The 3,029-nt window shown below is 29.3% G+C and carries 2 protein-coding genes; both read left to right on the forward strand.

The features are described 5' to 3' along the window. The first annotated feature begins 225 nt into the window (after nt 1–225). The gene (locus tag CD128_RS09485) at nt 226–1,479 is read left to right on the forward strand and encodes an aminoacyltransferase (RefSeq protein ID WP_103329684.1); all 1,254 of its coding nucleotides are present in this window, start codon (nt 226–228) and stop codon (nt 1,477–1,479) included. Between the two features lie 27 nt (nt 1,480–1,506). After that, on the forward strand, nt 1,507–2,766 hold the full coding sequence (locus CD128_RS09490) for an aminoacyltransferase (protein ID WP_103329685.1): 1,260 nt from the start codon (nt 1,507–1,509) through the stop codon (nt 2,764–2,766). Nucleotides 2,767–3,029 lie beyond the last annotated feature (263 nt).

The raw sequence follows: 3,029 nt of genomic DNA on the forward strand, positions 1-3,029 counted from the left end.
GAAAAACTTAGTCTTTCAGCTCTTATTATTTGTATACATCAATATAAAATAAATTGAATCATTCATCTGTATTAATAGTTTCTATTTCAGTTTTATAAATATCTATTGTATACTTATTGAGATTAGAGAAAAATAATCTCACTTTAATACATAAATCAAAATTATTCAACTGAAATAGTGAACATTAATCAAGAAAAAGATATTTAAAATTAGGAGTTATAAATAATGAAGTTTACAAATTTAACGGCTACAGAGTTTGGTGAATTCACAGATAAAATGCCATACAGCCATTTTACGCAAATGACTGAAAACTATGAATTAAAAGTTGCGGAAAAAACTGAAACTCATTTAGTTGGAATTAAAAATAATGATAATGAAGTAATTGCTGCTTGCTTATTAACAGCAGTGCCAGTAATGAAATTCTTTAAATATTTTTATAGTAACCGAGGTCCAGTTATTGATTTTGAGAATAAAGAACTTGTTCACTTTTTCTTTCATGAATTAGATAAATACCTAAAACAACATAATTGTCTATATGTACGTATAGACCCATATTTACCATATCAATATCGTAATCACGATGGTGAGATAACTGGCAATGCTGGTAATGATTGGTTCTTCGATAAAATGAAACATTTAGGTTATGCTCATGAAGGCTTTACAACAGGATTTGACCCTATTTTACAAATCCGCTTCCATTCTGTTTTAGATTTAAAAAATAAATCAGCAAAAGACGTGCTAAATGATATGGATAGCTTACGTAAAAGAAACACTAAAAAAGTACAAAAAAATGGTGTGAAAGTTAGATTCTTAACTGAAGAAGAACTACCAATCTTTAGATCATTTATGGAAGACACAAGTGAAACGAAAGACTTTGCTGATAGAGAAGATACTTTCTATTATCACAGATATAAGCATTTTAAAGATAGAGTATTGGTACCATTAGCGTATATTAAATTTGATGAATACTTAGAAGAGCTTCAAAATGAACGTGAAACATTAACGAAAGATTTAAATAAAGCATTAAAAGATATTGAAAAACGTCCTGAAAATAAAAAATCTCATAATAAAAAAGCAAATCTTGAACAACAGTTAGATGCTAATCAACAGAAAATTGATGAAGCTGCTAAATTGCAAAGTGAACATGGTAATGAATTACCAATTTCTGCAGGTTTCTTCTTTATTAACCCATTTGAAGTTGTTTACTATGCAGGTGGTACTTCTAATGAATATAGACATTTTGCTGGAAGCTATGCAGTTCAATGGACAATGATTAATTATGCTTTAGAACATGGAATTGATAGATATAATTTCTACGGTATTAGCGGTCACTTTACTGAAGATGCTGAAGACGCTGGTGTTGTAAAATTCAAAAAAGGATTCAATGCTGATGTGATTGAATATGTGGGAGATTTTGTGAAACCTATCAATAAACCAATGTACTCAGTTTATAGAACACTTAAAAAACTTAAAAAATAGATTTGATTAAGAGGGGAATAGACTAATATGAAATTTACAGAGTTAACAGTAAAAGAATATGAAAACTTTGTACAAAATCCATCATTAGAAAGTCATTACTTCCAAGTTAAAGAAAATATTCAAACTCGTGAAAATGATGGCTTTGAAGTTGTGTTATTAGGTGTGAAAGATGAAAGCAATAAAGTTATTGCAGCTAGTCTTTTTTCTAAAATTCCGACTATGGGAAGTTATGTTTATTATTCAAATCGTGGACCAGTAATGGATTATTCTGATTTAGGTCTTGTCGATTTTTACTTGCGTGAACTGGAAAAATATTTACATCAACATCAATGTTTATACGTGAAATTAGACCCTTACTGGATTTACCAAATATATGATAAAGATATTAATCCGATTGAAGGCCGAGAAAAAAATGATGCTTTAGTAAACTTATTTAAATCTCATGGTTATGAGCATCATGGTTTCACTACTAAATACGATACTTCAAGTCAAGTAAGATGGATGGGTGTAGATTACCTTAAAGGTGAAACACCTGCTTCACTAAAAAAACAATTTGATAGTCAACGTAAGAGAAATATTAATAAAGCGATAAACTATGGAGTTAAAGTTAGATTTCTAAAAAGAGATGAATTTCACATCTTTTTAGACTTGTATCGTGAAACTGAAGCAAGAACGGGATTTGTATCTAAAACAGATGAATATTTCTATAACTTTATTGATACATATGGGGATAAGGTTCTTGTTCCACTTGCATATATTGACCTTGATGAGTATATTAAAACGTTACAAGAATCACTAAGTGATAAAGAGTCTCGTCGTGATCAAATGATGGCAAAAGAAAATAAAAATGATAAACAACTTAAAAAGATTGCCGAATTAGATAAACAAATAGAACATGACCAAAAAGAACTCTTGAATGCGAGTGAATTACGTCAAACAGATGGTCAAATTTTAAATTTAGCTTCTGGTGTATACTTTGCAAATGCCTACGAGGTTAATTACTTCTCTGGAGGATCATCAGAAAAATATAATAATTATATGGGACCATACATGATGCATTGGCATATGATGAATTATTGCTTTGACCACGGTTATGATCGATATAATTTCTATGGTTTATCTGGTGATTTTACTGAAAATAGCGAGGATTATGGTGTTTATCGCTTTAAACGAGGATTCAACGTACATATTGAAGAGTTAATAGGAGATTTTTATAAACCAATTAACAAAGTTAAATATTGGTTATTTACGACACTTGATCGTATACGTAAGAAAGTTAAAAAATAAAGTTTGAAAGAAAGCATATTGGCAAGTTGCCAGTATGCTTTCTTTTTTATCGTAATAAGTGATAGAGCCAAATTACGATATAGTGTAGGTAAATTCTAAGTTGTCATTGCATGTTGTAGCCTACAAATTAATAATAGCACACCTCTAGATTTTAGCAATAATATTCCCGAAGAAATTTATTTTGCAAAATTAATAAATATTATAATATAAAATCTTTTGATTTTTGGTTGGAATGATCATTTGAAACCAAGAAAGAGTATATC

This window comes from Staphylococcus croceilyticus (genome assembly GCF_002902575.1).
In the GTDB taxonomy this organism is placed as follows: domain Bacteria; phylum Bacillota; class Bacilli; order Staphylococcales; family Staphylococcaceae; genus Staphylococcus; species Staphylococcus croceilyticus.

Coding starts and splice junctions, on each gene's coding strand:
- CD128_RS09485 (WP_103329684.1), top strand. CDS start 226: ATGAAGTTTACAAATTTAACGGCTACAGAGTTTGGTGAATTCACAGAT.
- CD128_RS09490 (WP_103329685.1), top strand. CDS start 1,507: ATGAAATTTACAGAGTTAACAGTAAAAGAATATGAAAACTTTGTACAA.